Below are 22,894 nucleotides of genomic sequence, written 5' to 3'. Positions count from 1 at the left end.
TCTCTACAAACGACAAATCATGTATAAGAAATATATTTCACTGTTTTTTTTGTGTTCTATAAGTGCTAACTATATCTACTCACAAAACAAGTACACCAATTTTTCAGACACTATTATCCATATTAATGAGGTTACTGTTTCTACAAAGCAGAAAACTAAAATGAATTTTCTGAGATTAGATGCTCCTGTAAAATTCATGCCGGTATCAACCAACTTTGTCTCGAAAAAGCTAATAGAACAACGAGGTATACAAGACGTTCAAGATGCTGCAAAATATCTTCCGGGAGTTAGGATACAAACATCTTATGGAGGTTTTCAGCAAATTAGTATTCGAGGATTTAATAACTCTATTATCATGATAGATGGAGCTAGAGATGAACGATCATCTATAGACAATTCCTACCCTTTTCCTGATTTATCAATGGTCGAATCGATTGAACTACTCAAAGGTCCTGCTTCAATACTTTACGGTCAATCTGCTGTAGGAGGGGTGATCAATATTGTTCGCAAATCTCCTGAAGCACGCAAGTCAGTCAATGCACTCCTTAGTTATGGCAGTTGGAATGAAAGAAGAGCAGCAATGGGGATGGGAGGAACATTGTTTGGCCCTATTAATTATCAAACTAACTTCTATTTTTCAAATCAGGACGGATGGAGAAACAATGGAGATAAACGTTTTTCCGGATATCTGGCCTTAGGAGGGATGCTCACTAACAAAAGCAGTATTGATGTTCGTGGAGGGTTCAACCGTGATTTCTATGGAACAGAAATAGGTTTGCCCGACAATATGGAGCATGATATATACAATGCTGAAGATGATGAACTCTATCTAAGATCTGGAGAAATGCAACCCGGCTTGAATAAAAAAGCCAGGTATAATAATGAATCAGACTTTTTTAAAAACAATGGTTGGAATGCTTCTGCGCAATATACTTATAATTTCAGTAATGCTTTCAAAGTAAGAGATAAAGTCGCTTATACAAACGATGATATCAATTATTTTGGAACCGAAGACTTGGAATATTTGGAGAGCGATAAAGCAATCTATAATCATTATTATCTGCTTAATAATAAGAAGAAGTATGTCTGTCTGGACACAGTACAGCTCACTTTTCCTCTACGTTTTTCGCACATGGCGCAAACCATAAATAATCAGTTTGAAATAACGGGAAAGTTTAATACAGGTAAAATCATCCACAATTACCAGGGAGGATATGATTTTGTCGGTTTTCTAAGAAATAGTTTTTCAGGCTATAATTTAGGGGTTGATGTACAAGGCCCCGGCCTCTATTCTAAAGAAGTAGTTAACGATCCGCATAGTATGGGATATATGACCAGCTCTTTTAGTAAAGTAACAGTGATGCGCACATTTACTCACGGTCTGTATCTTCAGGATTTAATGGAAATATCGGAGAAGCTAAAAATCTTGTTGGCTGCTCGATATGATTTCTTTAATTATCAAAGGGCTACAGCAGCAACAATTGATGGGAAGAGAAAATTCGATATGCCCAATGACGATGATTTCAGCAAAGTAAAAACATCGTCACTGACCTACCGCATCGGAACTGTTTACTTGCCTGTACCTGAACTCTCTATTTATGGGTCTATAGGTAGCTTTTTCAAGCCATCTCGCACATTCTATAGTGATGATAATATTTATGTAGACAGGAACGGGAACACGTACAATGCCGAGAAAAATGGGGAAGTTTTCAAGCCAGAGAAAGGATATCAAGTCGAAATGGGTATGCGTTACGAATTGAATAATGTATTACAGGCTAATGCGAGTGCGTTCTATATAAAGAAGTACAACATAGTGAAAACACTTGTATCTAAAGGATCAACTTATATGGATGAAGATGGCAACGAGGTTGTAGCTTCAAAAAACATTGTAGGACAAGTTGGCACGATGGATTCGAAAGGATTTGATGTGGACGTTACCTATACTCCAATAAAAGAATTATCATTGACAGCAGGCTATGGATATACAGATGCACGTACCCGCCAAATTGAAGATAACATATACATTAGTTCGGAGGAATTAGTAGGTAAGAAAAGTACTTATGTTCCAGAAAATACGTTTTATGGCTGTGCTGACTATACTTTTGATAAAGGATTGTTGGACGGTCTGAATTTTAACATGAGTATATCGTACATGGATAAAGTTATCCGAAATCAAACTACCGGACTGGCTTTTCCTTCTTATTGGATCACGGACTTAGGGGCTCAATACAAATTGCCAAATGGTGTATCGTTTTCGGCTAATGTGAATAATCTATTCAACAGAGAGTATTACAATCAGTCTTTAGGAAGTCAGATGGTACCGAGTATGCCACGTAGCTACAGACTAGCTTTATCTTATAAATTCTAATTTAGATGTTTAGAAAATTAATATACTCTACTCACAGAATACTGGGCACACTGCTCAGTATTCTGTTCTTAATGTGGTGTCTGACCGGATTTGTATTAATCTATCATACCTTTCCAAGTGCCAATAAAAAAGAGAAAGATGCCCGATTAGAATTTATTTCCGATGAGCAACTTCCCGATATAGCGAGCATCATAAAGCAGATACCTGCCGGATCTGAAATAGATCATATCTATTTAAAACGATATTTGGGACAAACAATATTTCAGATACAGTGCGGTAAACAAAAATACGATATTCCGGCAGATTCAACACAACAACTTCCCGCTAACGATTGGAAACGAATAGAAGCGGTAGCTAATGTATGGTGTCAAGCATCAATCGCCAAGGTAGATACTTTGCGTGAATTAGATCAGTGGATACCTTTTGGTCAATTGAAAGTAGAATTTCCTATCTACAAATTCTACTTTAACGACGAAGAGAAACATCAACTTTATGTATCTTCCCAATCGACAGAAGTGTTGCAATATACCTCTTCTGATCAGCGTTTTTGGGCATGGATAGGTGCTATTCCACATTGGGCTTATTTCACTTCACTGAGACAAGACAGAGACCTCTGGATTGCGTCTGTAGTTTGTTTAGCAGCTTTAGGCATCTTGATGACAATTTCCGGCATCTACGTAGGAATCGATGCCTATGTACAGCGATATAAACGAAAAGGACTTTTCTCATTGCCATATAAGAAGTGGTATTGGTGGCATCATATCACAGGTATGCTATTCGGTCTTTTTGTGTTAACTTGGATTTTTAGTGGAATGATGTCACTTGTGGATACTCCTGAATGGCTAGGTAAAACACACCATGAATATCCCGTTAGTGAAGTAATGGCAGAAGGGAAAATTTCTCCTGAAAACTATCCATTGGATTATAGAGAGGTCATCAAAGCATATTCAGGAAAGATCAAGTATATCGAATGGGATAATTTCAGGAGGATTCCACTCTATAATATTCAAATTAATCAGAAGAAAATGACCATTGATGCTTCTGACGATACGGTAAAAAATCTATTACTATCAGAAGCAAACGTACTTGAGGCGGTATCAGCTATTTATGGTAAAGCAATGCCGTCAAAGGTCACTTTGCTTCAGGAATATGATTCTTACTATATAGCCCGATCGGGACATCTACCTCTACCTGTCTATAAAGTTGCAATAGATGATCCGGATGCCAGTTGTTATTATGTTAATCCAAAAACGGGACAATATCGCTATGTCAATAATCATTCCAGATGGAGCTTTTGGCTTTATCAGGGTATGCATAGTTTGAAAATAAAGTACTTGGTAAATCATCCGGTGATTTGGACTATTGTTATGTGGTTTCTTCTAATTGGTGCCTCTATCGTTTCGCTAACGGGAATGAGAGTGGGTATTCGATATATTGTCCGTAAATGGCATCGATTAAAAAGGTAATTTCTATATTTGCAAATATCATTTAATTTATAAAATGACTAAAGGGAAAATTATAGTAGCAGGCATTGGACCTGGAAGCGAAGCAGATATTACTCCAGCTGTGATTCAAGCCGTACGCGAAGCAGATGTTGTAGTAGGATATAATTACTATTTTCAATTCATAGAGTGTCATCTCTCTGCCAATGCTGTTTGTATTGACACGGGGATGAAGCGTGAACGTGCCAGAGCTGAAGAGGCATTCGTTTACGCTGAACAAGGGAAAACGGTTTGTGTCATCAGTTCCGGTGATGCGGGCATCTATGGCATGGCACCACTCATCTATGAAATGAAGCGTGAACGGGAAAGCGATATAGAAATCGTTTCTCTTCCGGGCATCAGTGCTTTTCAAAAAGCTGCCAGTTTACTGGGAGCACCCGTAGGTCACGATTTCTGTGTACTCTCTCTATCCGATCTTATGACTCCTTGGGAACGTATTGAAAAACGAATCATTGCCGCAGCCATGGCCGATTTTGTTACTGCGATCTATAATCCTCGCAGTGAGGGACGATATTGGCAGTTACATCGGCTTAAGGAACTATTTCTTAAAGAAGGACGATCTCCTGAAACACCTGTAGGTATTGTCCGTCAGGCAGGGCGAGCAGAGCAACAAGTACGCGTCACTACTCTAGGTAACTTCAATCCCGACGAAGCGGATATGTTTACCGTTATTCTGATAGGTAACTCGCAATCCTACGAATGGAACGGTAGCTTTATTACCCCTCGCGGCTATTACAGAGAACAAACAGATGCCAAAGCAGGCATTGGACAAGAAATAATGATTCGCAGTTTTCGTACGATTGAAGCCGAACTAAAGAATAAGAACATCCCTCTTGGCAGGAAGTGGGCATTGCTACATGCTATACATACTACAGCCGATTTTGAGATGGAGAATCTTCTCTACACTGATGAGGGAGCCGTAGAAACTTTATATCAACGTCTGAATGCGGGGGAAGTGAAAACGATTGTGACAGACGTAACTATGGTGGCTTCGGGCATACGCAAAGGTGCTTTGCAACGCATGGGGATAGAAGTGAAATGTTATCTGCATGACGAGAGAGTGGCCGAGTTGGCTGCATCGAAAGGTATTACCCGTACACAAGCAGGCATTCGTCTGGCTGTAGAAGAATATCCGGAAGCAATCTTTGTTTTCGGAAATGCTCCTACAGCACTGATGGAACTATGTAACTTGGTACGCAAAGGCAAATCTTTGCCTGCAGGTATCATTGCTGCGCCAGTAGGTTTTGTTCACGTGGAAGAGTCTAAACACATGGTGAAACCTTTTGTTGCGATTCCTAAACTGATTATTGAAGGGCGCAAAGGAGGTAGCAATCTGGCTGCTACATTGGTCAATGCCATTCTATGTTACAATGATGCCGAACAACTTAGACCGGGGAGAGACGTGTGATGGAAAAGCAACGATTTATAGTCATTGGGTTGAGTGACAGTAGGCAACAATACTTTAAACCGGAAGTTGTGCAACTGATTAAAGACGGTAAAGTTTTCTCAGGGGGACTTCGTCATCGGGAGATTGTGCAAGATTTACTACCAACAGGGGCTCAATGGATCAACATTGTTGTGCCACTAGATGAGGTTTTTGCTCAGTATGCTCCTCATTCGGAGGTGATCGTCTTCGCTTCAGGTGATCCTTTGTTTTTCGGTTTTGGCAATACTATCATAAAGCGACTACCTGATGCTAAGGTAGAACTTTATCCTACATTCAATTCTCTGCAAACATTGGCTCATCAATTGCTATTGCCGTATGAAGACATGCGCATTGTTTCGCTCACGGGGCGACCTTGGCATGAGTTCGACAGAGCATTGATTGAACGCATTTCTAAAATAGGCGTACTTACCGACCGGGAACATACTCCCACCAGTATTGCTGCTCGTATGTTGGAGTATCAGTATGGCAATTACGTGATGCATGTAGGCGAACATCTGGGCAATGAAGAGAAACAACGTATTCGCACACTCACAATTCAGGAGGCTGCGAGCATTATCTTCGAGCACCCCAATAACCTGATACTTGTGAAGAACAGAAATGAGAATACGCAACATTTTGGCATTCCCGACGAGTTCTTTCAACATCTCAACGGGCGTGAAAAGATGATTACCAAAGCGCCCATCCGACTTATCACTCTCAGTGTTTTGGGCTTGCAATCTCGCTCTTCCTTTTGGGATATCGGCTTCTGCACAGGCTCTGTTTCAATAGAAGCGAAACTGCAATTCCCACACTTATTGGTTACGGCCTTCGAAATTCGCAAAGAAGGAGAAGAGCTTATGCGTGCCAATAGTCGTTTGTTAGGTGCTCCGGGGATAACCAGTATAATTGGTGATTTTTTGGAAGTAGATCTATCAATGCTCTCTCCTCCGGATGCTATTTTTATCGGCGGACATGGAGGTAAATTGAAAGAAATCGTAATGAAAGCCTATTGCGTACTGCAGCCGGGAGGTATTATCGTGTTCAATTCTGTTTCTGAAGAGAGCCAACAACTATTCTTGGAAGCGATACAAAGCTGCACTAACTTAAGTTTAATACAAAATATGCGTGTATCTATCGACCAATTTAACCCCATAAACATTATCGGGGCTGTTCGTAGATGCTAATTTTATACTATAGATGAAAATGAAAACAGCCATCTTACTTGTTTCGGCCAATAGTCTTCCAATCGCACAAACCATTTGTCGTGAGCTAACTGAAAGTACTATTTACACTACTACAGAATTAAAGGGGTGCGAACAGATAGAGAATCTGGCACACTTTGTAAAGGAAGAATTTCACCATTTCAATGCATTTATCTTTATTGGAGCCATGGGGATTTGTGTTCGTAGCATTGCTCCTTGCTTGGAAGACAAGCATACCGATCCTGCTGTTATCAATGTGGATAGTACCGGACGTTACGTTGTTTCTGTATTATCAGGACATGTTGGTGGAGCGAATGAGCTGACACAACACGTAGCATCTGTGCTGGGAGCAGAAGCGGTTGTCACGACTCAAAGTGATAATCATGGACTTTGGGCGCTTGATACTTTGGCTAAAAAACAAAACTGGACTACCTCTATCTCCGGTGATAGCATGAACCATATCATAACGGCTTTCGTTAATGGACAACCAACTGCTTTATTACTTGATATAAAAGATAGTGGTACGCAATATTTAGAGCAAACTTGTCCCGATCATGTTACTATATTCTATCACTTTAATGATATTGTTCAAGAAGACTATCAGCTAATTTTAGCAGTCACTCCTTTTGTTTATTCCTCTACTATTCCCATGCTATCCTATCATCCTCGAGTAATGCATTTGGGCATTGGTTGTAGAAAGAATTGCCTTTCTGATGGAATAAGTGCATACATTAAAAATGAATTACTCAATCATCGAGTTTCTCCTCTTTCTGTGGCAAGTATATCAACCATAGAGTTGAAAAAAGAGGAACCATTGATAAACGATCTCAAAATACAATTTCCACATACCCTTCTCCATATTTATTCTGCCGACGAATTGAAAGGTATAGAAGTACCCAATCCGTCAGAAAGGGTTTTTGAGGCTACAGGTGTTTATGGGGTAGCCGAAGCATCTGCTTTGAAAAGTGCTGCTGATGGTCTCTTAGTGATAGAGAAAGAAAAAGGAATGTTAAGTGAGAATAATAACTTCACTTTTGCTCTTGCCCTGGATCGTAGAGTACTTCGTGGCGGACACATTGAAATAGTCGGCGCCGGTCCCGGAGATCCGGAGTTGGTATCTGTGAGAGGTCAAAGAATGCTTAAAGAAGCTGATCTTATTCTCTACGCAGGGAGTCTGGTTCCTCGCGAACTAACACTTTGTGCCAAAGTTGGTGCAACGGTACGCAGTTCCGCTTCTATGAGTCTGGAAGAACAGTTTGCCCTTATGAAGAGCTTTTACGACAAAGAGTTGTTTACCGTTCGACTTCATACCGGTGATCCTTGCATTTATGGTGCTATACAGGAACAGATGGCCTTCTTTGACAAGCATGGCATGAGTTATCATATCACCCCGGGAATATCTTCCTTTCAGGCAGCAGCGGCAGCATTGCAATCGCAATTTACTATTCCGGAGAAGGTACAAACCATTATCCTTACTCGTGGTGAAGGACGTACTCCTATGCCGGAGAGAGAGAAATTACATCTCTTGGCCCGTTCGCAAAGCACCATGTGCATTTTTCTTAGCGCATCAGTCATTGATCAGGTTCAAGAAGAGTTACTACAACATTATCCTCCCACTACACCGGTGGCTGCTTGCTATCACCTAACTTGGAAAGACGAACGCATCTTTCGTGGCGAGTTGAAAGAGTTGGCCAATATCGTTAAAGACAACGGATTAACGCTTACTACGATGATTGTGGTTGGTGAGGCTATTGATAACAGAAAAGGGCTTTCGCACTTGTATTCATCTAAATTCACTCATTTGTTTCGTCAGTCTGAAGAAGATAAAAACAAAGTATGATTTTAATATTTGGAGGAACAACAGAAGGAAAAGCGGCTGTTAGGGTAGCCGATGAAGCCGGACAGCCTTATTACTATTCTACTAAAGGAGAGTGGCAGGAGGTCTCTTGTCTCAATGGGATACGTCTCTCCGGTGGAATGGATATAAATGCGATGACTCGTTTTTGTCTGGAGAAAGGAATCCGCCTATTAATCGATGCTGCTCATCCGTTTGCCGTGCAATTGCACCAAACAATTGCTGATGCTTCTGAGCAATTAGGTATTCCTGTGATACGTTACGAGCGAATCTATCCTTCACGAGATAAAGAGATTATTTGGTGCGAAAACTATGAGGATGCTGTAAAAAAACTTAAACTAAAGGGAATACAACGCTTATTGGCCCTTACTGGTGTACAAACGATCAGCAAACTTCGTGATTATTGGAGAGAACACGACTGTTGGTTTCGTGTGCTTCAACGCGAATCTTCCGTTCAAATGGCTGTTAATGAAGGATTTAATTCTCAAAGAATCGTCTTTTATCATCCTGAAGAAGATGAAAAGAAACTACTGAACGAACTTCATCCAGATGCGATCATTACTAAGGAGAGCGGAGAATCGGGCGGATTCATCGAGAAGGTGAAAGCAGCGCAACAAATAGGCGTTTCTGTATTTGTAATAAAACGTCCATTATTGCCAGATGGTTTTTTTTCGGTAAATGGAGAACATGGCTTGCGTAGAGCTATCGAACAATTTCTTCCCGGATTCTTCCCGTTGCGCACAGGATTCACTACTGGAAGTTGTGCTACGGCAGCTTCTGTAGCAGCGCTTAAAACCGTATTGACAAGGAAAGAACAAGATAGCGCTACGATTCTTTTACCCAACGGAGAAAGTCTCTCGCTGGTAGTAAGCTGTAGCCGTTTTGTTTCCGATCATTCTGCTACAAGTATTGTTATCAAAGATGCCGGAGATGATCCAGACGTTACCAACGGAATTGAAATTGTTGCTACGGTTTCGACCAGAGATGAGACCCTTAGTGACGATGAAATCAAGAATAATCATGCTATAAATAGTTATTCGGACACTTCTCCTATTATCCTTAGGGGAGATGAAAAAATAAACGGAGCGAAAGATATGCCCGTCATAGTCCTTTGTGGTGGAATAGGAATAGGGAGAATAACTCTTCCGGGATTGGGGCTGGAAATTGATGGTCCTGCCATTAATCACTCTCCTCGTAAGATGATAGAGGAAAATCTGAGAGCTTTGCTTGCAGAACTAGAAGCCTCCCCCACAATGGTTACTGTTAATCTTTCCGTTCCTGTTGGTGTAGAAATAGCCAAACGAACCTTCAATCCACGTTTGGGCATTGAAGGAGGTATATCCATTATCGGTACTTCGGGCATTGTAAAGCCCTTTTCATCGGAAGCATTTATTAATTCCATTCGTAAAGAGATAGAAGTAGCCAAGGCTACAGGTAGCGACAGACTAGTAATTAATTCCGGTGCAAAGAGTGAGAGATCTGTTCGCAAAATCTACCCGACACTACCTGCACAAGCTTTTGTACATTATGGTAACTTTATTGGAGAGACTCTAAAGATTGCTTCCGAACTAAATATCAAAAAAGTTACTTTAGGTATTATGATTGGAAAGGCAGTAAAGTTGGCCGAAGGATTTCTCGATACGCATAGCAAGAACACCACAATGAACAGAGCCTTTTTGCAACAGATAGCCCAGAAGTCCGGTTGCGAACCTCAAAAGGTCAATTTTATAGGTAATATAACCCTTGCTCGCGAACTATGGACACTCCTTTCTACTGATGAGCAAACTTGCTTCTTCTCTTTATTACTTGAAAATTGCATGAAACATGCTGCCCCACTTCTACCCCATGGAGATCTCACTATCCTATTACTTAATGAAGAAGGAACGGTCTTTTAATCTATCCAAAATATTGTTTTTGCATCCGCTGCAATGAAAGTTCTTCATGCTTTTTTGTTTTTGATTCAGCAGAGAGAATAAATCAACTACTAGAGGTTGATTTCAATAAATCAACCGATAATGGTTGATTTACGAAAATCAACTACTGGAGGTTGATTTATTGAAAAATAGCATTATATTTGCAAAGGAATTAGATGAATAACCTCAAAGGGAGATACTATTATTATGCTAAAAGGAATCATAACAGGTGATATCGTTCATTCTACTAAGATTGAAATAGAAAACAGAGGTATCTTATTGACTACGCTTAAAAATATCGTAACGGAGATAAATGAAAATATATCCCCCATCGAAATGGAGATATTTAGAGGGGATAGTTTTCAAATCGTTATTCCCGAAGTATTGGACGCTTTAAAAATTGCCTTATTAATAAGGAGTGGATTGCAAAAAAACACGCTCGAAACAATGAAATGGGATGCCAGAGTTTCGTTGGGAATAGGAAAGGTGGAATTTGAAGCCAACAGTATTGTGCAGTCGGATGGCGAAGCTTTTCACAATTCAGGAAGGCAGTTTGATGAAATGGGCAAAGCAGAAAAGATGGCGCTAAGAACTCCTTGGGAAGAATTTAACAACGAATTCACAGTCAGTACCGCATTTGCCGACGAGCTCATCTCAAGCTGGAGCATTGTTCAGGCCGAAGCAATCTATTATTGGTTACTGAAAAAGGTTTCTCAGAGAGAATTAGCTGAAATGTTACAGAAATCCCCTCAGACAATTAATAAAAGATTGCTAACAGCCAATTATGGCTTAATCGAATTATACTTGAATAGATACCAACAGCTTTTAAAAGAACGCATGGGATGGAACTAACAGGGTTTGACATTCTTTTCAGACTACTCTTCGCACATATTTTCTCTGATTTCATTATCCAATCTGATAAAGTGGTCAGTAGCAAGAATAAGAAGAAAGTCGCTTCTCACATCTACCACAGCCTGACACATGCTGTTTTATCCTATTGTATTCTTTTACAATGGGATAAATGGTACATACTACCCATTATATTTATCTCTCATCTGCTAATTGATCTATGGAAAACTAATCAGAAAGACGGACTTAACTCTTTTATAATTGATCAGAGCCTACATCTATTGGTAATTATTTCATTATGGCTCACACTTACCGAACAATTTAATCAACTAGCAGATTCTTTAATGTATCTGCTAAAGAACGAACAGTTTTGGGTTATTGCGATAGCTTATCTGCTGATTTTAAAGCCTTCATCCATCTTTTTATCGCTATTTACCAAGAGGTGGAGGATGAGTCATGAAATAATGAATAACTTGCAAAATGCCGGATGCTGGATTGGCTATTTAGAAAGGATTATGATTTTGACATTTGTTCTATTGAATCAAATAGAAGCGATAGGATTTTTGCTTGCTGCGAAGTCTATTTTTCGTTTTGGTGAGCTAAATAATGCGAAAGATATAAAGACAACAGAATATGTGCTAATAGGCACATTTGCCAGTTTCATCATTGCTATTATGGTTGGGTTGAGTGTAAGAGGTTTGTTGTAATCTACTTTGGCTGATTTTGAAAGTTTACCTGAAGGTTGTTTTTCTATTTTTTGATAGGTTTATTGCCTAATAAACAAGCAGATAGCTTTTTTTATTGAAATAATGATGTACATTTGTAGAGCAAGGATAGAATATCATTAACTCTAATTATAATGGAAACAACAGCTAAGCTCTATTCGCTGAACCTCAGCAACTCAAAAACGTACCTTTTCACCTTACTCTTTGTGGCAGGAAACTTGGTATTACCGCAACTTTGCCACCTTACTCCGTATGGGGGACCCACTCTTTTACCTATTTACTTCTTTACGTTGATAGCTTCTTATAAGTATGGCTTGCAAGTAGGACTACTGACTGCGCTCTTCTCTCCTATTGTCAACAGTTTGTTATTTGGAATGCCACCGGTAGCTGTATTGCCAATCATCTTAATCAAATCGGGATTACTTGCTGTCACTGCTGCTGCTGCCGCTCATTACAGTAAAAAAATCTCTCTTGGAGCCATCTTGATCGCAATTTTAGGTTATCAACTAATAGGCACAGCTATTGAATGGGCCATTTTAGGTAATTTTTATGATGCCGCACAAGATTTCCGCATGGGTATTCCGGGCATGCTCATTCAGTTGTTTGGAGGATATGCTTTGTTGAAAGCTATTGCTAAGATTTGATGCTGATGGGAGGAAAAACGTTTGAAGAGGTCATGGAGCGTTTTCGTACCCTGCCGATAGAAGAAGAATTTGATCTGATTGTGGCTATTGCCAACGGTGGTATCGTTCCGGCAGCAATCATCAACCAACGGTTACAGAAAGAGATACACTTGCTAAAGATTAATCTCAGAGATGAAAATCAGCGACCGAAATACGACCATCCCCAGTTGGTGGCACCCATTGACTTTGATTTTCATGATAAACGGATCTTGCTTGTAGATGACCGGATTAAAACAGGAAGTACCATTTTGTTTGCCCGCGAACTACTGAAAGAGGCAAAACTGATAAAGACATTTGCAGTAAACGGGAATGCTGATTATGCGTTATATGATGAAGCATGTTTCAAATTTCCCTGGATAGTATAACCTTAATTTATATGTAGGCTATGGATAGAAGAAATTTTCTGAGAACAGTGGCTATAACCGGTGCTGCCATGACGATACAGCATTCTGAAGCCATGGAAATACTGACACAGTCGGTTAGTAAACTAGGAGGAGGCAAAGTAGACCTTGTGGCGGTGATGGGTGGTGAACCTGAAGCGATGTTTCGCCGAGCCATTACTGAAATGGGAGGTATGAAAAAGTTTGTGAAACCGGGACAAAAGGTGGTGGTGAAACCTAATATTGGTTGGGATAAAGTACCTGAACTAGCCGGAAATACAAACCCGAAACTTGTGGGCGAAATTGTAAAGCAATGTTTTGCAGCCGGAGCCAAAGAGGTGACTGTATTTGACCATACGTGCGATGATTGGCAGAAGTGCTATAAGAACAGTGGTATAGAAGCAGCAGCAAAAGCTGCCGGAGCAAAGGTGATGCCTGCTCATTTGGAGTCGTACTATCGTACTGCTCCCCTGCCTGCCGGAAAAATTATGAAGCAAGCAAAAATACATGAGGCTATTTTGAATTGTGATGTGTGGATCAATGTTCCTGTGCTGAAAAATCACGGTGGTGCCAACCTCACTATGTCAATGAAGAATCATATGGGTATCGTGTGGGACCGTGGATTCTTTCATCAAAACGACCTTCAGCAATGCATTGCAGATATGTGCACGTTGCAAAAGAAAGCAGTGTTGAATGTAGTCGACGCCTATCGGGTGATGAAGACAAATGGTCCACGCGGACGTTCCACCTCTGATGTGGTACTGGCTAAAGGACTTTTTATGTCACAGGATATTGTGGCGGTAGACACTGCTGCAGCTAAGTTCTTCAATCAGATACGTGAAATGCCGCTGGAAACCGTAGGGCATCTGGCCAATGGACAGGCATTGAAAATAGGAACGATGGATTTAGATAAACTGAATATCAAGCGAATAAAGATGTAACATAACTATGCTTAGAATAACACGAATAATTGTAGCGACTTTATTTTTTGTATTAATTACCTTTTACTTTCTGGACTTTGCAGGCATATTGCCCGAAGGTGCTCATTGGTTAGCGAAAGTACAATTCGTACCTGCGCTACTTTCATTGAGCGCTATCATACTGGTTGTCTTGATTGTACTCACTTTGCTTATGGGCCGTATCTACTGCTCAGTGATTTGCCCCATGGGTGTTTTTCAAGATGTGACGAACCGCATTTCTCGCCTCTTTGCCAAGAAAAAAAAGAAGTTTGCTTATAGCAAGCCAAAAACCTTATTGCGTTGGATCATATTGGCTATTAGTATTTTGGCTTTCGTCTTTGGAATATCTTTCGTAGTTGGATTATTAGACCCTTACAGTGCATATGGCAGAATGATCACAGGCATCTTTAAGCCGGCATACATGCTATGCAATAATCTATTGGAGAGCATCTTTTCTAGTCAAGAGAATTATACTTTTTACAAAGTAGATATAGCCATTCGCAGCGTCTTGTCTCTCGTGATAGGAGTCGTCACTTTTTTACTGATCGGCTTTCTGGCATGGAGAAATGGACGTACGTGGTGTAACACAATATGCCCCGTAGGCACTGTGTTAGGGTTTCTTAGTCGCTTCTCTGTATTCAAAATTCGTATTGACCTAAATAAGTGTACCAGTTGCGGTATATGCGCCACCAAGTGTAAGGCTTCGTGCATCAGCGTATCGACCCATTCTATAGACTACAGCCGCTGCGTTGATTGTTTCGACTGTTTGAAAGATTGCAGGCAAGAAGCTATAAATTTCACTCCTTCTGCTGCCATCACCCGTCAAGGAGTAGATGCTTCTAAACGTCGCTTTATGACTGCCGGAATCACTACCGCACTTGTGGCACCTCAAGCTTTGCTACATGCACAATCTACCCTACTAAGCACGGGTAAAGCTTATAAAAAGAAAAACCCGTTGACTCCTCCGGGATCAGTTAGCCTCGAACACTTTCAGGAAAACTGTACCTCATGCCATCTGTGCGTAAGCAAATGTCCCTCTCATGTATTGAAACCGGCATTTATGGAATACGGTTTAGAGGGAATGATGCAACCTACGGTAGATTTCGAAAAAGGGTTCTGTAATTTTGACTGCACGGTGTGCGGTGACGTATGTCCCACAGCAGCTATCAAACCCCTGACAGTGAAGCAAAAACATGTAACCCAAATGGGCTATGTGGTTTTCATACTAGAGAATTGTATCGTTCACACAGACAATACTAGTTGCGGAGCTTGTTCTGAACACTGTCCCACTCAAGCTATTGCTATGGTACCCTATAAAGATGGGCTGACTATTCCTAAAGTAGACAGAGATATTTGCGTAGGTTGTGGCGGTTGCGAGTATGTTTGCCCTGCCCGTCCCTACAGAGCTGTTCACATTGAAGGTAATCCTGTGCAGATAGCCGCTAAGCCATTTAAAGAAGAAAAAAAAGAAAAGATTGAGATTGATAACTTCGGATTTTGACTTTTAGAATGTAATTTTCATTATTGTGTTAATATTTAATACCTAGCAAGACCCCCTCTGCAAAGCCTTGTGAGTGGGGTTTCTTGAACTAGTTACTTCAGCGTGGTGAACTAGTTAATTCACCACGCTGAAGTAACTAGTTCACCACGCTGAAGTTATGTGCATTGCATTATAAAGGCTACTTGTAAAATAAATTCCTAAAGAAAGATAAACATTGATTTGATTAACAGTTTTTTGTTTTAAGTCAATCTAAACCTTAGGAAATATTATTAACTTCGTGGCCAACTATTCAGAGACAATATACAAATGGAAATTACGAGTCGTTCATATAATATAGGCTATGCCCTAAGCGGTGGCTTTATAAAGGGATTTGCACATTTAGGCGTCATGCAGGCTTTATTGGAACATGGCATTCGTCCGGATATCATTTCAGGAGTGAGTGCGGGTGCTTTAGCCGGAGTTTTCTATGCTGATGGGAATGAACCTTACAAAGTACTCGACTATTTTTCCGGACACAAATTTCAGGACCTCACGAAAATGGTTATTCCTAAAGTGGGGTTATTTGAGCTGGGAGAGTTTCAGGAGTTTCTGAGAAGCAACCTGAAAGCTCAGAAGCTGGAAGAACTGAAGATACCTCTTATTGTGACGGCAACTGATTTGGACCATGGCAGGAGTATTCAGTTTCGCAAAGGAAATATTGCCGAGCGTGTTGCAGCTTCGTGCTGTATGCCTGTACTTTTTGCTCCGGTCAAAATCAATGGTGTGCACTATGTTGATGGAGGATTATTTATGAATCTGCCTGCCACCATCATTCGCCAAGAATGTGATAAGGTGGTAGCTATCAACGTAAGCCCTCTGAATATGGAGAAGTATAAAATGAACATTGTGGGTATTGCTTTGCGCTCTTATCACTTAATGTTCAGAGCCAATACTTTTAAAGAATTTGAACATTGTGACTTATTGATTGAACCTTATAATCTGAATGGATTTAGTAATCGTGAATTGCAAAAGGCTGAAGAAATCTTTGAATTAGGTTACAAGACGGGAAGTGAGCAGTTAACTCAGCTTATCGCAGAAAAGGGGAAAATATGGAAGTAATCAGAAACCATTAAACACCAACAAGAAATGAACAGCAAGAAGAAAATCATCATTTATCAGGTGTTGCCACGCTTGTTTGGCAATGACAACAATCACTGCATCAACAATAATGACATAGTAGCCAATGGTTGTGGCAAATTTGCAGATTTTACTCCAAAAGCCTTTGAAGAGATAAAAAAGCTTGGTATCACGCATATATGGTACACGGGTATCATTGAACATGCCACTCAAACGGATTACAGGCGGTATAATATTCGCCTCGATCATCCGGCTGTGGTGAAAGGTAAAGCGGGTTCGCCGTATGCTATAAAGGATTATTATGACGTGGATCCTGACTTGGCTCAAGATGTTCAGCAACGAATGATTGAGTTTGAAAAACTTGTTGAGCGTACGCATGCAAGTGATCTAAAGATGATTATTGATTTCGTACCTAATCATGTGGCGCGTCAATATCACTCTGATGTGCAGCCTGAAGGAACTGAGGAGCTAGGTGCCAATGATGATGTAAATCAATCATTCAGCCCGTATAATAACTTTTATTACATTCCGCAATCAGAATTTCGGGGGCAATTCGATCTCAAAGCCGGTACTAACGAACCCTACCGCGAATCGCCGGCAAAGGCTACGGGAAATAATCGTTTCGATGCGACACCAAACATAAACGATTGGTACGAAACGGTGAAGCTCAACTATGGTATTGATTACTCAAATGGTTCTACTTGCTGCTTCTCTCCCATCCCTGACACATGGACCAAAATGCTGGATATTCTTCTCTTTTGGGCAGCAAAAGACATTGACGGTTTCCGTTGCGACATGGCAGAGATGGTACCCGTGGAGTTTTGGGAGTGGGTTATTCCACAAGTAAAGAAGAAACATCCACAACTCTTATTCATTGCTGAAGTGTACAATCCTGCTGAATATCGCAATTATTTGCAACGCGGTAAGTTCGATTACCTGTACGACAAAGTGGGTTTGTATGACACGCTTCGTAATGTTACCTGTGGATACGACTCCGCCAATGCAATTAGTCGCAGTTGGCAAAGTTTGGGAGGTATCGAAAAGAAAATGCTGAACTTCTTGGAGAACCATGATGAACAACGTATTGCTTCGGATTTCTTTGTTGGCGATCCTCGCAAAGGTATTCCTGCTCTTATTGTTTCTGCATGTATGAACACAAATCCAATGATGATCTATTTTGGGCAGGAACTTGGCGAACAGGGCATGGATTCAGAGGGTTTCAGTGGAAGAGACGGAAGAACAACGATCTTTGATTATTGGAGTGTGGATAGCATTCGTCGGTGGAGAAACGGCGGACAGTTCGATGAAAAGAAAATGACGGAAGAACAGAAATACTTGCAAAAGACTTACCGCCATATACTAAACTTGTGTAACAAAGAGCGTGCTATATCCGAAGGGGTATTCTTTGATCTGATGTACGTGAACCAAAATGGTTGGCGATTTAACGAACACAAGCAGTACGTATTTTTGCGTAAGCATGAGCACGAACTACTCCTTATTTTGGTCAACTTTGATTGCATCTCTGCGGAGGTATCGATAAATCTTCCGTCACATGCCTTCGATTATTTACAAATACCTCAGGTAGAATCATGCCAAGCTACAGATTTGCTCACAGGCAAGAAAGAGACGATAAGCTTGCTTCCTTACAAAGCTACTGAAACATTCGTTGGAGCATATGGCGGTAAGATTTTGAAAATAAAGTTATAACGCTTAATTAAATAGATGTGTATTAATTCAATTCCCTATATTTCAAGTCAAAACGTCCTTTAGTTATACGAGTCCCTTCGAAAGTGCCACTGATGATGCCATTGCTCATACGAGTGATGTGAACTTTTCCATCTTCAAGTGATTGAGTATCGAAATATGCCTCGGTATAGTCTACTGTTTTCCCTTGCTCCGGATTGAGGATGGTGAATTTTATATAAGATTTCAAATCGACTTCTGCAGATATCTCCATTTTGTATGTGTTGTTGTCTTGTTTATAATAGTTAGTAGTTGGCGTTCCCCATCTTCCACTTACATATACCCAACCGTCCATCAAACAGCCAAAAGTATTTTCACCGGTCGTTGTCTCTTGAGGCATGATGGTAGGATCAACAGATTTATCCTCTTCGCAGGCGATGCAGAGAAATAATGCACAGATAAATAATAAATATTTCATAGTGTAGTTCTTGTTAAAAATGATAATTTAGACCAATTAATAAAGATAAATGAGAGAAATCTCCTCCTCCGTCACTTGACTCAGGACTTTCGACTTTCCATGTTTGACCGTGATATCTGACCGAATAACTATCTGAACTACTCGTAATCCAGTTTAGTTTCCCGGAAACACCCCATTGAGAAGAGAAAAGATATTCTGCTGCTGCTGATAGATTAGAAGCAATCTTATTCATTGACACTTCTCGAGGAGTATCATACACGGTGCTTTTATCTTTATAGAATTGGTAGCCTAGACCTGCAGATAGAGATAGGTTATATTTCCGCTTCACCATAAATAAGGCCAATTGAGGTGCGATATAGTTCATTCGAATCTTATCAGAACCATCGCGATGAGAGTTTTTGTATCGTGATCCTTCATAAATGAAGCCCGGTGCAAATTTCCATGAATGGAAGATATGTTTGTCCGTCAAATAATAGTAGTTGACGTTCCACGCAATACCATCTCGCAAACCATCGCGATAATGATCAGAGTAGTCCGTGATTCCCATAAATTTTCCCATATACTGAGATGGACCAGCATGGAAGGAAAACATATATTTTCCTATCGATGCATCTTGGGCAAAGAGAGATACAGCCTGTATCATTAGCCCGAAAAAAAGACAATAGTGTTTGTTTTTCATAACAAAGATATTTGAATAATTAGATAAATCGTTTTTTAGCTTTTGCATTAACCTGTTTAGTCATCTTTTGAGATTTTGATCTACAAATTTATTACAAATAAAACATAATACCTCCAAAAGATTTGTTTTTTTTGCGAAAAGTTCTTTTCGTCTCTTACTCTTGAGAATAACTTACTAACAATTTAGCATCAATCATTAATTCAGATTGAAGAGTTTGCGGTAATCTAATAGAAGCTTAGCAGAATTTTTGGGTACTAAAAAAAGGGAAGCTTTCACCTCCCTTTTTCCGTTTGTATTTGGTCTATACGAATAGCTAGATTTTATTTTGTTTTTCTGAGTACCATTGCTGTACGAGCAGGTATATAAAGTCTCATCCATTCCTTATTCTCCGATGCGTAAAGTGGGTCGGGAAGAGTAAAATGCTTCACACTATTGTCTGATAGCCCCTGACCACCATATGCGGAATTGTCAGTATCCAGAACCACTTCGTAAGTGCCGGGAGATACTAAGAAACCGTAATCAGTGAACGATTTCATTGGATTGAAATTGAATACAAAAACCAAGTCTTTGCGTTGATAAGCCAATATTTGATCTTCGTCATTGTGCCATATCTCTTGTACAGGGGTAGATTGAAAGTTTCTCACACTCTTGATGGTCTTGAGCATGTCAACATCAAAATCAGCCATATAGTGATAATCCAGATTTTTATTGTCTACCAAATTCCATTGGCGACGAGCATATTTGCATGACCATCCGTTTCCTTCGCGAGGAAAATCAATCCATTCCGGATGTCCGAATTCATTGCCCATGAAGTTTAAATAACCACCATTAATGGTAGATGAGGTAAGCAAGCGAATCATCTTGTGCAAGGCGATACCACGGTTCACAATGTAATTTTCGTCTCCTTTCTGCATGTGCCAATACATATCGGCATCTATCAGACGGAAGATAATAGTCTTATCGCCAACCAAAGCCTGATCATGGCTTTCAGCATAAGAGATTGTTTTCTCGTCCTTGCGACGATTAGTCACTTCCCAGAACATGCTCGACGGCTTCCAGTCTTCGTCTATCTTTTCTCTGATAGTCTTAATCCAATAATCGGGAATATTCATGGCCATACGGTAATCGAATCCATAACCACCATCTTCTACTTTGACAGCAAGTCCGGGCATACCGGAAACCTCTTCAGCAACCGTTATAGCAGTGGGGTTAACCTGATGAATCATCTCATTAGCTAGTGTTAGATAGCAAATAGCATCGCCATCCTGGTATCCATTAAAGTAATCGGAATAATCAACGAAGGCCTCTCCTAACCCATGGCTATAATAGAGCATAGAAGTAACTCCATCAAAGCGGAAACCATCAATCTGATATTCTTCTAACCAATACTTGCAGTTTGATAAGAGAAAGTGAACCACCTCATCTTTTCCATAATCAAAGCAAAGTGAATCCCATGCCGGATGTTCCCGGCGAGCACCTTCATAGAAATATTGGCAAGGATCTCCTGCAAAATTGGCCAAACCTTCCAGTTCATTCTTCACTGAATGTGAGTGAACAATATCGATAATGACTGCAATACCTAGTGCGTGAGCTGCATCAATGAGTTCTTTCAGTTCGTCGGGTGTACCAAAACGAGAAGAAGGAGCAAAGAAATTAGACACATGATAACCAAAACTGCCATAATACGGATGTTCTTGAATGGCCATAATCTGAATACAGTTATATCCTCCCTTGGCTATACGTGGCAAAACGTTTTCGCGAAATTCGTTATATGTTCCCACTTTCTCTTCTTCCTGAGCCATGCCAATATGGCATTCATAAATGAGCAACGGATCGGTAGTGGGTTTAAATGTCTTTTGTTTAAAAGCAAATGGTGCTTCGGGTCTCCAGACCTGCGCACTGAATATGGCTGTTTTTTCATCCTGTACAACTCTTGTGGCCCATGCAGGGATACGTTCTCCCTTACCTCCATCCCAACATACAATCAATTTGTACAAATCGCCATGATGAATAGCTTTCTCAGGCAGATTGAGTTCCCAATTGCCACCTTCGAGACGTGTTAATGAGAATTCTTCTTTTTCCGTCCAATCATTGAAAGTCCCCACTAGATAGATATGCGTAGCATTGGGTGCCCATTCGCGAAAAGTCCATCCTGTAGCAGTAGGGTGCAGACCAAAATAAAGATATCCCGAAGCAAAATCTGACAACGTTTGCTTCCCTCCGTCTGTCAATTTGGACTTCTTATCCATAGCATACTGATAACGCCCTGTTATAGCGTCTTTGAAAGGCTCAAGCCATGGGTCATTTTTGATTAAATTAAGAGTTCTTTCCATTATTAGGATGAATTTTGGTTTTTCAGTACTTATGCTTTTACTTTTACGATAACTTTCTTTACTCCATTGGCAGTAACACCGGGTGCATGTCCATCCTGGGGGAAGAAGATGGCAAACATACCTGGTTTTACAGTAATGTAACTTTCTGCCAATCCATCAAAAAAAGTAATATCTTTTTCTGTATTATAGGTTGAATTCACTGGTAGGCAATCCTTTGCAGGAGTATATCCCATCACCTCTGTTCCTGAAAGTGGAATTTGAATATCAATAAATTCATTATGAGTTTCTAACTTAGCTTGTTCTTTTGTTTTCGGATTTGTTTGTGCTACGTTCACTACAAGATCTTTCCCTTTAAGTTCGACTTTACCAACTTCCAAAGAGTGTAGATCATGAGATTTTAAATAGTCTATAGCTTGAGCAAACAAAGGGTTCAACGATGCGTATTTCTCCAAATTTTCTAAAGTGTCTACTACCATGAGTCTGATGTTTTTATTGTTGATTTATTATAAGACATTATTCAAATTCATCGACAGTATAATTGACAAAGTCGATAAAACGTTTTAGTTGACGAAGAGCACTCTCTGCCTGTTCAGCGGCATCAGGCATCATAAAAAAACTGTCTGGAACAGAATACGTGCAACTAATCTCTTTGCATTTAAGGTAATCAATATACTTAAAGTCTTTCGGAAACCCTTTGGGAGCTGTTTTAAGAAAAGTCTCTCCTATGACAGGAAAATATTTCTTAAATTCAGGATCTTCCACAATGGATAGATATTCCTCAATATTATCATATATAGCTTGCCGAAGAGCTTTCAATATCTTAGGTGGTGGACACCAGCTACCGCCAGCAATTAAACAATTGCCGGGCTGTAAGTGTATGTAATAACCACAATGTTCTGATTTCTTTCCTTTGGCATTGATATATCCACCCAAATGGTTCTTATAAGGTGTTTTATCTGCCGAAAAGCGAGTATCACGATAGATGCGATATGTACAATCCTTCGTTTGTATTCCTTTTATACTTTCATCGAATAACGATATGTGCGAAATGAATGCTGCCAGGAAGTTATCAAACTCCACACGAGCTTTTTCATATTTATCGCGATGCTCATTAAACCATTCACGATTGTTATTCTGTGCAAGTTCTTTTAAATATTGAAAGATAACAGGTGTATTCATCGTCTTTCCTTTAGTATTTACCTCGCAAACGTACGAAATTTATTTGTAACTTGCTATAAAAAC

19 protein-coding genes are annotated in these 22,894 nt (G+C 40.1%); 14 read left to right on the top strand and 5 right to left on the bottom strand.

Going from position 1 to position 22,894, the window contains the following annotated elements; translation table 11 throughout:
- Positions 1-160: 160 nt before the first annotated feature.
- The 14 genes from BQ5338_RS09555 (at position 161) to BQ5338_RS09490 (ending at position 18,186) form a co-directional block, all read left to right on the top strand.
- Positions 161-2,368 carry a TonB-dependent receptor gene (locus BQ5338_RS09555; RefSeq protein WP_317042346.1) on the top strand — a complete coding sequence of 736 codons (2,208 nt, stop codon included), beginning with the start codon at positions 161-163 and terminating at the stop codon, positions 2,366-2,368.
- Positions 2,369-2,373: 5 nt separating this feature from the next.
- Positions 2,374-3,834 (top strand): PepSY domain-containing protein, encoded by a 1,461-nt coding sequence (locus BQ5338_RS09550; protein WP_071146560.1) that lies wholly within the window; start codon positions 2,374-2,376, stop codon positions 3,832-3,834.
- A gap of 34 nt (positions 3,835-3,868) precedes the next feature.
- Positions 3,869-5,278, top strand: coding sequence for a precorrin-3B C(17)-methyltransferase (cobJ, locus tag BQ5338_RS09545; protein WP_071146559.1), 1,410 nt, complete (start codon positions 3,869-3,871; stop codon positions 5,276-5,278).
- Positions 5,278-6,480 carry a bifunctional cobalt-precorrin-7 (C(5))-methyltransferase/cobalt-precorrin-6B (C(15))-methyltransferase gene (locus BQ5338_RS09540; RefSeq protein ID WP_071146558.1) on the top strand — a complete coding sequence of 401 codons (1,203 nt, stop codon included), beginning with the start codon at positions 5,278-5,280 and terminating at the stop codon, positions 6,478-6,480. The genes cobJ and BQ5338_RS09540 overlap by 1 nt, the downstream gene beginning before the upstream one ends.
- 19 nt (positions 6,481-6,499) lie before the next feature.
- Positions 6,500-8,338: a precorrin-4 C(11)-methyltransferase gene (gene cobM, locus BQ5338_RS09535; protein WP_071146876.1), complete on the top strand. Its 1,839-nt coding sequence runs from the start codon at positions 6,500-6,502 to the stop codon at positions 8,336-8,338.
- On the top strand, positions 8,335-10,248 hold the full coding sequence (cbiD, locus tag BQ5338_RS09530; protein ID WP_071146557.1) for a cobalt-precorrin-5B (C(1))-methyltransferase CbiD: 1,914 nt from the start codon (positions 8,335-8,337) through the stop codon (positions 10,246-10,248). The genes cobM and cbiD overlap by 4 nt, the downstream gene beginning before the upstream one ends.
- Before the next feature lie 225 nt (positions 10,249-10,473).
- A complete protein-coding gene (locus BQ5338_RS09525; protein ID WP_235816399.1) occupies positions 10,474-11,118 on the top strand; it encodes a SatD family protein in 645 nt (214 codons plus the stop codon).
- Positions 11,109-11,822 (top strand): DUF3307 domain-containing protein, encoded by a 714-nt coding sequence (locus BQ5338_RS09520; RefSeq protein ID WP_071146555.1) that lies wholly within the window; start codon positions 11,109-11,111, stop codon positions 11,820-11,822. The genes BQ5338_RS09525 and BQ5338_RS09520 overlap by 10 nt, the downstream gene beginning before the upstream one ends.
- A 152-nt stretch (positions 11,823-11,974) precedes the next feature.
- Complete coding sequence (locus BQ5338_RS09515; RefSeq protein ID WP_071146554.1) at positions 11,975-12,484, top strand: ECF transporter S component; 510 nt, start codon at positions 11,975-11,977, stop codon at positions 12,482-12,484.
- Between the two features lie 5 nt (positions 12,485-12,489).
- A complete protein-coding gene (locus tag BQ5338_RS09510; RefSeq protein ID WP_071146875.1) occupies positions 12,490-12,888 on the top strand; it encodes a phosphoribosyltransferase in 399 nt (132 codons plus the stop codon).
- Between the two features lie 20 nt (positions 12,889-12,908).
- A complete protein-coding gene (locus tag BQ5338_RS09505) occupies positions 12,909-13,844 on the top strand; it encodes a DUF362 domain-containing protein (RefSeq protein WP_071146553.1) in 936 nt (311 codons plus the stop codon).
- A gap of 7 nt (positions 13,845-13,851) precedes the next feature.
- On the top strand, positions 13,852-15,363 hold the full coding sequence (locus BQ5338_RS09500; RefSeq protein WP_071146552.1) for a 4Fe-4S dicluster domain-containing protein: 1,512 nt from the start codon (positions 13,852-13,854) through the stop codon (positions 15,361-15,363).
- A 306-nt stretch (positions 15,364-15,669) separates the two neighbouring features.
- Positions 15,670-16,461 (top strand): patatin-like phospholipase family protein, encoded by a 792-nt coding sequence (locus BQ5338_RS09495; protein ID WP_071146551.1) that lies wholly within the window; start codon positions 15,670-15,672, stop codon positions 16,459-16,461.
- A gap of 27 nt (positions 16,462-16,488) precedes the next feature.
- Positions 16,489-18,186 carry an alpha-amylase family protein gene (locus tag BQ5338_RS09490; protein ID WP_071146550.1) on the top strand — a complete coding sequence of 566 codons (1,698 nt, stop codon included), beginning with the start codon at positions 16,489-16,491 and terminating at the stop codon, positions 18,184-18,186.
- Between the two features lie 22 nt (positions 18,187-18,208).
- Here BQ5338_RS09490 and BQ5338_RS09485 read toward each other — a convergent pair whose 3' ends face one another.
- From BQ5338_RS09485 to BQ5338_RS09465, 5 genes are all read right to left on the bottom strand, one after another.
- Positions 18,209-18,640, bottom strand: a complete 432-nt coding sequence (locus BQ5338_RS09485; protein ID WP_071146549.1) for a Riean_0653 family protein — start codon at positions 18,638-18,640, stop codon at positions 18,209-18,211.
- Between the two features lie 13 nt (positions 18,641-18,653).
- Complete coding sequence (locus BQ5338_RS09480; RefSeq protein ID WP_071146874.1) at positions 18,654-19,319, bottom strand: hypothetical protein; 666 nt, start codon at positions 19,317-19,319, stop codon at positions 18,654-18,656.
- 320 nt (positions 19,320-19,639) lie between these two features.
- A complete protein-coding gene (locus tag BQ5338_RS09475) occupies positions 19,640-21,652 on the bottom strand; it encodes an alpha amylase C-terminal domain-containing protein (protein ID WP_071146548.1) in 2,013 nt (670 codons plus the stop codon).
- Between the two features lie 29 nt (positions 21,653-21,681).
- Complete coding sequence (locus BQ5338_RS09470; RefSeq protein ID WP_071146547.1) at positions 21,682-22,128, bottom strand: NanQ anomerase/TabA/YiaL family protein; 447 nt, start codon at positions 22,126-22,128, stop codon at positions 21,682-21,684.
- A 37-nt stretch (positions 22,129-22,165) separates the two neighbouring features.
- Positions 22,166-22,831 carry a DUF2461 domain-containing protein gene (locus tag BQ5338_RS09465; RefSeq protein ID WP_071146546.1) on the bottom strand — a complete coding sequence of 222 codons (666 nt, stop codon included), beginning with the start codon at positions 22,829-22,831 and terminating at the stop codon, positions 22,166-22,168.
- Positions 22,832-22,894 lie beyond the last annotated feature (63 nt).

Origin of the sequence: Bacteroides ihuae, assembly GCF_900104585.1 — a bacterium.
Lineage (GTDB): Bacteria > Bacteroidota > Bacteroidia > Bacteroidales > Bacteroidaceae > Bacteroides > Bacteroides ihuae.
This window is presented reverse-complemented; position numbering and strand designations above follow the sequence as displayed.

Coding starts and splice junctions, on each gene's coding strand:
- BQ5338_RS09555 (WP_317042346.1), top strand. CDS start 161: ATGAATTTTCTGAGATTAGATGCTCCTGTAAAATTCATGCCGGTATCA.
- BQ5338_RS09550 (WP_071146560.1), top strand. CDS start 2,374: ATGTTTAGAAAATTAATATACTCTACTCACAGAATACTGGGCACACTG.
- cobJ (WP_071146559.1), top strand. CDS start 3,869: ATGACTAAAGGGAAAATTATAGTAGCAGGCATTGGACCTGGAAGCGAA.
- BQ5338_RS09540 (WP_071146558.1), top strand. CDS start 5,278: ATGGAAAAGCAACGATTTATAGTCATTGGGTTGAGTGACAGTAGGCAA.
- cobM (WP_071146876.1), top strand. CDS start 6,500: ATGAAAACAGCCATCTTACTTGTTTCGGCCAATAGTCTTCCAATCGCA.
- cbiD (WP_071146557.1), top strand. CDS start 8,335: ATGATTTTAATATTTGGAGGAACAACAGAAGGAAAAGCGGCTGTTAGG.
- BQ5338_RS09525 (WP_235816399.1), top strand. CDS start 10,474: ATGCTAAAAGGAATCATAACAGGTGATATCGTTCATTCTACTAAGATT.
- BQ5338_RS09520 (WP_071146555.1), top strand. CDS start 11,109: ATGGAACTAACAGGGTTTGACATTCTTTTCAGACTACTCTTCGCACAT.
- BQ5338_RS09515 (WP_071146554.1), top strand. CDS start 11,975: ATGGAAACAACAGCTAAGCTCTATTCGCTGAACCTCAGCAACTCAAAA.
- BQ5338_RS09510 (WP_071146875.1), top strand. CDS start 12,490: ATGGGAGGAAAAACGTTTGAAGAGGTCATGGAGCGTTTTCGTACCCTG.
- BQ5338_RS09505 (WP_071146553.1), top strand. CDS start 12,909: ATGGATAGAAGAAATTTTCTGAGAACAGTGGCTATAACCGGTGCTGCC.
- BQ5338_RS09500 (WP_071146552.1), top strand. CDS start 13,852: ATGCTTAGAATAACACGAATAATTGTAGCGACTTTATTTTTTGTATTA.
- BQ5338_RS09495 (WP_071146551.1), top strand. CDS start 15,670: ATGGAAATTACGAGTCGTTCATATAATATAGGCTATGCCCTAAGCGGT.
- BQ5338_RS09490 (WP_071146550.1), top strand. CDS start 16,489: ATGAACAGCAAGAAGAAAATCATCATTTATCAGGTGTTGCCACGCTTG.
- BQ5338_RS09485 (WP_071146549.1), bottom strand. CDS start 18,640: ATGAAATATTTATTATTTATCTGTGCATTATTTCTCTGCATCGCCTGC.
- BQ5338_RS09480 (WP_071146874.1), bottom strand. CDS start 19,319: ATGAAAAACAAACACTATTGTCTTTTTTTCGGGCTAATGATACAGGCT.
- BQ5338_RS09475 (WP_071146548.1), bottom strand. CDS start 21,652: ATGGAAAGAACTCTTAATTTAATCAAAAATGACCCATGGCTTGAGCCT.
- BQ5338_RS09470 (WP_071146547.1), bottom strand. CDS start 22,128: ATGGTAGTAGACACTTTAGAAAATTTGGAGAAATACGCATCGTTGAAC.
- BQ5338_RS09465 (WP_071146546.1), bottom strand. CDS start 22,831: ATGAATACACCTGTTATCTTTCAATATTTAAAAGAACTTGCACAGAAT.